The organism is Dietzia sp. DQ11-38-2, from assembly GCF_014145055.1.
GTDB lineage: Bacteria > Actinomycetota > Actinomycetes > Mycobacteriales > Mycobacteriaceae > Dietzia.
Genome location: NZ_JAALDW010000026.1, coordinates 1 through 6,359 on the forward strand (window position 1 = coordinate 1; position 6,359 = coordinate 6,359).

Annotated in this window: 7 protein-coding genes and 1 pseudogene; 5 read left to right on the forward strand and 3 right to left on the reverse strand. The window is 68.7% G+C overall.

From position 1 onward, the window contains the following. Window positions 1-459: pseudogene (locus G6026_RS01040) on the reverse strand (adenosine deaminase); the annotation flags it as partial. Then, window positions 456-1,925: an alanine/glycine:cation symporter family protein gene (locus G6026_RS01045; RefSeq protein WP_182611983.1), complete on the reverse strand. Its 1,470-nt coding sequence runs from the start codon at window positions 1,923-1,925 to the stop codon at window positions 456-458. The gene G6026_RS01045 and the pseudogene G6026_RS01040, both read right to left, overlap by 4 nt. Window positions 1,926-1,981: 56 nt before the next feature. Between G6026_RS01045 and G6026_RS01050 the strand changes: the two genes are divergently transcribed. Then, window positions 1,982-2,872, forward strand: a complete 891-nt coding sequence (locus G6026_RS01050; protein WP_309230159.1) for a DUF6363 domain-containing protein — start codon at window positions 1,982-1,984, stop codon at window positions 2,870-2,872. Between the two features lie 102 nt (window positions 2,873-2,974). Here the strand turns inward: G6026_RS01050 and G6026_RS01055 are convergent, their stop codons facing one another. Beyond that, on the reverse strand, window positions 2,975-3,121 hold the full coding sequence (locus G6026_RS01055) for a hypothetical protein (RefSeq protein WP_182611984.1): 147 nt from the start codon (window positions 3,119-3,121) through the stop codon (window positions 2,975-2,977). 236 nt (window positions 3,122-3,357) lie between these two features. Between G6026_RS01055 and G6026_RS01060 the strand changes: the two genes are divergently transcribed. The 4 genes from G6026_RS01060 to G6026_RS17045 form a co-directional block, all read left to right on the forward strand. Continuing rightward, complete coding sequence (locus G6026_RS01060; RefSeq protein WP_107755320.1) at window positions 3,358-3,543, forward strand: hypothetical protein; 186 nt, start codon at window positions 3,358-3,360, stop codon at window positions 3,541-3,543. Between the two features lie 153 nt (window positions 3,544-3,696). Continuing rightward, the gene (locus G6026_RS01065; RefSeq protein ID WP_107755321.1) at window positions 3,697-5,385 is read left to right on the forward strand and encodes a nitrite/sulfite reductase; all 1,689 of its coding nucleotides are present in this window, start codon (window positions 3,697-3,699) and stop codon (window positions 5,383-5,385) included. Continuing rightward, entirely contained in the window at window positions 5,382-6,164 is a 783-nt protein-coding gene (locus G6026_RS01070; RefSeq protein ID WP_107755322.1) for a phosphoadenylyl-sulfate reductase, read from the forward strand. The genes G6026_RS01065 and G6026_RS01070 overlap by 4 nt, the downstream gene beginning before the upstream one ends. Next, window positions 6,161-6,359 (forward strand): NAD(P)-dependent oxidoreductase (locus tag G6026_RS17045; RefSeq protein WP_347238048.1); only part of this gene is annotated, 199 nt, incomplete at its 3' end. The genes G6026_RS01070 and G6026_RS17045, both read left to right, overlap by 4 nt.

Below are 6,359 nucleotides of genomic sequence, written 5' to 3' on the forward strand. Positions count from 1 at the left end.
CCCGGCGGCCTCCAGTGCGTGCCCGGGCCCGGCCCCGCGGTCGATGCTCACGATGGCACCGGTCCACACCCCGTGGCGCCGGCCGGCGGCCGAGGCGGCGGGCAGGATGAACTCCAGGGCCTCCTCGGCTGAGTCGAAGGCGGCCGACTTGTCCGGGATGGAGGCGAACTCGAGCGCCACGACGCCCTGGGCGGCGGCGTCGGCCACCACCTCGTCGAGAAGTCGGCCGAGCCGCTCCGGGGTGTGCAGCAGAGAGATGAGCACTCCGTAGGCGTCGAGGAAGCCGCTGAAGTCGGGGAAGTCGACGAGCGGCGGGACCTCCACGCCGTCCTCGGCGCACCACTCGCGCATCGTCCCGGGGCGCATGGCGGCTTCGAGGTGGACGTGCAGGTGCGCCTTGGGCAGGACGGCGTAGCGCTCGTATGCGGGGGAGTGCCCGGCTCGCGCCGGCTGACTCACTCCTTCGGCTCGACGTCGCGCGCCTTGTCGGCGACGTGCTGCAGCGTCATCGGATCAGAGCCGTCCCACGACGTGACGTTCCGGGCCCGGGGCAGCTCGTCCCGGTGGAACACGGGGTTGTGGCCCTCGGCCTTCTGGCGCAGGTAGTGCTGCAACAACGCCACCGCGAGCCCGCTGAGGGGGATGATCGCGATGAGGTTGATCGTCGCCATGACGCCCATGAACAGGTCCGCAAGGTTCCAGATGAGGTCGACCGAGCCCAGGCAGCCACCGAGAACGGCGAGGACGACCAGGACGCGGAAGACCCGCAGGGCCATGGGGCTCTCGCGGAGGAAGCGGATGTTGGCCTCGCCGTAGTACGAGTTGCCGAGGATCGAGGAGAAGGCGAGGAAGAAGATGACCACCATCAGGAAGGGCACTCCCCAGTCGCCGACCTGGGAGGCCAGCGAATCCTGGGTGAGGGTGATGCCCTCGCGGTCGCCGCCGAAGTCCGGGTTGGCGAGAAGGATGATGAACGCGGTCGCCGAGCAGACGACGAGGGTGTCGAAGTAGACGCCGAGGGCCTGCACCAGCCCCTGCTTGACGGGGTGGGAGACGGATGCGGTGGCGGCCGCGTTGGGGACCGAGCCCATGCCGGCCTCGTTGGAGAACAGGCCACGCCGCATGCCCTGCATGATCGCCGCGCCGATCGCCGCGCCCGCGACCTCGCGGAAGCCCAGGGCGTGGCCGACGATCAGCGAGATCATCTCCGGGACCTCGGTGATGTTGATCGCCACGACCACCAGGGCGACGACGATGTAGGCGATCGCCATGAGCGGGACCACGATCTCCGTGACCGCCGACAGTCGCCGGATGCCGCCGAAGATCACCGCGGCCACCACCAGGGCCAACACGACGCCGATGAGCAGGCCCGGCCCGAGCCCCTCGAGACCGAACTGGTTGCGCACGGACGCGGAGATGGAGTTGGCCTGGACTGCGTTGAAGACGAAACCGTAGGTCACGGTGATGATCACCGCGAAGGCGACCGCCACCGGCTTCCACCCGAGTCCGTCACGGATGTAGTAGGCGGGGCCACCGATGTAGGAGTCCTTGCCCCGCACCTTGTAGAGCTGGGCGAGCGTGGACTCGATGAACGCCGTGGCGCCGCCGATGATCGCCAACATCCACATCCAGAACACCGCACCGGGTCCGCCGACCGTGATCGCGATGGCGACACCGGCGATGTTCCCGGTGCCCACGCGGGACGCGGCGGAGACGGTGAAGGCGCGGAAGGCGGAGATGCCCTTCTTGTCCGGCTCGATGTCCGAGGGCTTCTCGACGATCGTCCTGAACATCTCCGGGAACATCCGGATCTGCACGATCAGGGTCGTGAAGGAGAAGTACAGGCCGGCGATGACGAGGAGCGCGATGACCGCGTACCAGTAGACATCGTTGACGGATGCGATGAAGTCGGCGATTGCGCTCACTTCGGAGACGGTAGTCGATCATCATCGAAGTGACGGGGCGATTTACCCTGGGTGTCGTGACCGACTTATCGCCCACCGCTCCGGATGTCGCCGTCCTGTTCGAGGGCGGGGGAATGCGGGCGGTGCACACGGCGGGGGTGGTGGAGACCCTCATCGGCGCGGATATCCACGGGGGAATGGCCGCGGGAATCTCTGCGGGCGCCACCCATGTGGCCAACTATCTCTCCCGTGAACCGGTCCGGGCGAGGAAGAGCTTCGTCGAACTGGCGGCCGATCCGAACTTCGGCGACTGGCGCAGCTTCGCCCGCGGAAAGGGATTGTTCAACGCGGAGTACATCTACGAGCAGACCGGTCTCCCGGACCAGGTGCTGCCGTACGACTTCGACACGTTCTCCCAGAGCGGGACGGCTGCGAGGATCGGGACGTTCCGGTGTTCGGACGGTGCGACGGTCTTCTGGACCGAGGAGGACGCCGCGAGCATGTCAGAGCTCATGCGGATGGTCAGGTCGTCCTCGACGATGCCGGTGTGGATGCCGCCGGTCCTGATCGACGGCGAGTACTACGTCGACGGGGCGCTGGGCCGTGACGGAGGGATCCCGCTGTCCGCCGCGCGCGAGGCGGGATACGAGAAGTTCCTGGTGGTGCTGACCCAGCCGAGCGGGTACCGGAAGATCCCGCCGCGGCGCCTCACCCCGTTCTACCGCTCGTACTTCCGGCGTTTTCCGGCCGTGGGGGAGGCGCTCCTCCACAGGTGGGCGCTCTACAACGAGACCCTCGACGAGATCGAGGCCCTCGAGGCGTCGGGTGGCGCCGTGGTGTTCCGCCCGGAACGCGTCCTGATCCGGAGTTACGAGCGCAGGGTGGACCGGCTCGCCGAGGCGTACGTCCTCGGGCGGGAGCAGGCGCGGCGAGAGGTCGCCGCCTGGATGGAGTTCTGCGGGATGTGATGGCCGTCGGAGTGCTGACGGGTCCCACGAAATGACGAGCGCCCCGGTGGCGGACCACCGGGGCGCTCGTGCTGGGCTCCGAGAGCCGATCAGCGGGGTCGATCAGGAGCCGAAGAGCTCCGCGCCGCCGCCGAGGGTGTCGAGGATGTAGGCGGGCAGCCGGAGAAGGCCGTCGATCGCGGCGGACCCGACGTTCGGGACGAGGTCGACGGAGCCGTTGGCGAGGGAGTACCAGAAATCAGAGAACATTGGCGTGTCCTTTCGAGAGGTGGCGCCCCACTGTCTGGCGGGACTTGTGGTTCACGTTACTGACGATCGACCGTGGTTTCCACAAACTCGCCCTCAGAGTAAACCTTCTCAGGCTATTCGCATCCCGCTCACTGGGGGGTTCCTACTTTATGAGGATCGTCCTATGATCAGATCAGGGCGACCGAGATGTAGTCCAACGGGTGGGCTGTCCAGGGCCGCTCTGGAAGGAGTTCATCATGTGGGGAAGTCTCGTGGAGTTCGCCGGTTCGTCCGTCGGCGTGGTGGGCAGTCTGGCCACCGACACAGGGTCGACGCTCGTCGACACCCTGACATTCCTCCCGGTTCACATCGTGGAGGCTCTCTGGATGACGGTGTTCGGGATCGCCGAGGACCTGGGGTCGACCATCATGCCGCCGGTCTGACAGGTCGCACGACGGGGTGATTCTCAGCCGCCTCCCCTCGTGGGGGGCGGCTGATCCCGTCGGGAGGCGGCCGTCGACAAGGGGTGGATCGCGAGGGGCGGGTCGCCCGCGCGCATTAGACAGACCGGTCTGTCGGCGGCTACCCTCGCCGTCATGACCGGTACCGCCTCCCGCCCCGCTCGACCCGCTCGCGCCCCCAAGCCCCAGGGCCAGTGGAAGATCGACGGCAAGCTCACCCTCAACCACAACGAGGAGTTCAAGCTCACCGACGACGCGCTCAACGTCCGCCAGCGCATCCTCGACACCTACTCCAAGGAGGGCTTCGCCTCCATCCCGTCCGACGATCTGTCGGGCCGGATGCGCTGGTGGGGCCTGTACACCCAGCGCAAGCAGGGTCTGGACGGCTCCCGGACCTCCAAGCTCGAGGCCGACGAGCTGCAGGACGAGTACTTCATGATGCGGGTCCGGACCGACGGCGGAGCGGTGACCACCGATCAGTTGCGGGTCCTCGCGGGCATCTCGACCGACTTCGCACGCGGCACCGCCGACATCTCCGACCGGCAGAACATCCAGTACCACTGGATCGCCATCGAGGACGTCCCGGAGATCTGGCGGCGTCTCGAAGACGTGGGGATCGACACCGTCGAGGCCTGCGGCGACTGCCCCCGGGTGATCCTCGGCAGCCCGGTGGCCGGCGTGGCCGAGTCGGAGATCCTGGACCCGACCCCGGTGATCGAGGAGATCAAGGCCAAGTACATCGGTACCGAGGAGTTCTCCAACCTCCCGCGCAAGTTCAAGTCCGCCATGACCGGGCACCCGAGTCTGGACGTGGTCCACGAGATCAACGACATCTCGTTGGTCGGCGTCCGGCATCCCGAACTCGGCCCCGGATACGACCTCTGGGTGGGGGGCGGACTGTCGACCAACCCGCAGCTCGCCACCCGCGTCGGCGTGTTCGTCCGTCAGGAGGAGGCGGCCGAGGTGTGGGCCGGCGTGGTGGGGATCTTCCGCGATTACGGTTATCGCCGGATGCGCACCCGCGCCCGCCTCAAGTTCCTCATCAAGGACTGGGGTGCCGAGAAGTTCCGCCAGGTCCTCCAGGACGAGTACCTGGGACGCGAACTCCCGGACGGCCCCGCCCCCGAGCGTGGAGTGGGTTCGGGCGACCACGTGGGTGTCCACGAGCAGAAGGACGGCCGCTTCTACGTGGGCGCGGCTCCCACCGTCGGCCGTGTGGGCGGGGAGAAGCTGGCGCAGGTCGCCGACCTCGCCGAGGCCGCGGGTTCCCACCGGGTCCGCTTCACCCCGCACCAGAAGCTGCTCGTGCTGGACGTCGAGCCGGAGAAGGTGGAGCAGCTGGTCGAGGGGCTGGCGGAGATCGGCCTGCACGCCCGGCCCAGCTCGTTCCGCCGCTCCACCATGGCGTGCACCGGCATCGAGTTCTGCAAACTCGCCTTCGTCGACACCAAGGACACGGCCACCGCGCTGATCGGTGAGCTCGAGAGCCGGTTCGCCGACGAGGCTCCCCTGCGTACGCCGCTGTCGATCCACCTCAACGGGTGCCCCAACAGCTGTGCACGCATCCAGACCGCCGACATCGGGCTCAAGGGCCAGCTGCTCGACGGCGACACCCCGGGATTCCAGGTCCACCTCGGTGGTGGCCTGGCCTCCCAGGACCAGGAGTCGGGCGGCCTGGGCCGCACGGTCCGCGGCCTGCGCGTGCCCTCCGCGGATCTGCCCGACTACGTGGAGCGCGTGATCCGCAAGTACAGGGAGACCGGTGCCGACGGCGAGACCTTCGCCGAGTGGGCCCACCGGGTGGAGGAGGAGGTCCTGGTATGACCGCAGTCGCTCTCGATCTGCTGCCCCGCAGCACCGTCCTGACCCCCGGCCCCGGCCGGCGCCGGACCACCGAGGAGCTCAAGGCGATCGCCGAGGACGCGGCCCGTCGCTTCGACGACCGCGGACTCTACGGCCGCCACGGTGAGGTCGACCCCGCCGAGGTCCTGGCGTGGGCCGGTGAGACCTTCGGGGACGCCCTGGCCGTGGCCTGCTCGATGGCCAACACCGTCGTGCCGGAGATGACCGCGCAGTACGCCCCGGGCGTGGACGTGCTCTTCCTCGACACCGGGTACCACTTCTCCGAGACCATCGGGGTCCGGGACGCCCTCGCGTCCACACCGGGGCTCAACGTGGTGGACGTGCGCAGCCCCGCGAGCCGCGAGGAGCACGAGGCCGCGCTCGGCCCGCGCCCGTTCGAGACGAACCCGGAGCTGTGCTGCCGCCTGCGCAAGGTGGAGCCGCTCGACGCGGCTCTGTCCGGCTACGAGGCGTGGATCACAGGCCTGCGCCGCGTAGACACCGACCACCGCGCCGGCGCGGCGATCGTGGAGTGGGACGCCAAGCACTCGATGATCAAGATCAACCCGCTCGTGGCGTGGACCCTGGATCGCGTGCACGCCTACGCGGAGGAGCACGGGTGCCTGCTCAACCCCCTACTCGACGACGGCTTCCCGTCGATAGGCTGTGAACCGTGCACCCACCGCGTCGAAGCCGGAGCGGATCCGCGCTCAGGTCGCTGGGCCGGTTCCTCCAAGACCGAGTGCGGCATCCACCTGTGACCATCGCCTTCGCCGACGCGGGACCTGCGGTCGAGCGGTCGGCGGCACCCACGCTGGACGGCCTCCCTCTCACCGTGGGGCTGTCCGCCCGGGAGGTGCTCGTGGTGGGCGCGGGGCCCGTGTCGGTCCGCCGCGCCGAGACCTTCCTCGACGCCGGGGCGGTGGTCCGGGTCGTGGCCCCTCGGGTGGACCCGG

Bases quoted from the DNA above. Each gene is read 5' to 3' on its own strand.
- G6026_RS01055 (WP_182611984.1), bottom strand. From the start codon at position 3,121: ATGTTCTCTGATTTCTGGTACTCCCTCGCCAACGGCTCCGTCGACCTC.
- G6026_RS01060 (WP_107755320.1), top strand. From the start codon at position 3,358: ATGTGGGGAAGTCTCGTGGAGTTCGCCGGTTCGTCCGTCGGCGTGGTG.
- G6026_RS01065 (WP_107755321.1), top strand. From the start codon at position 3,697: ATGACCGGTACCGCCTCCCGCCCCGCTCGACCCGCTCGCGCCCCCAAG.
- G6026_RS01070 (WP_107755322.1), top strand. From the start codon at position 5,382: ATGACCGCAGTCGCTCTCGATCTGCTGCCCCGCAGCACCGTCCTGACC.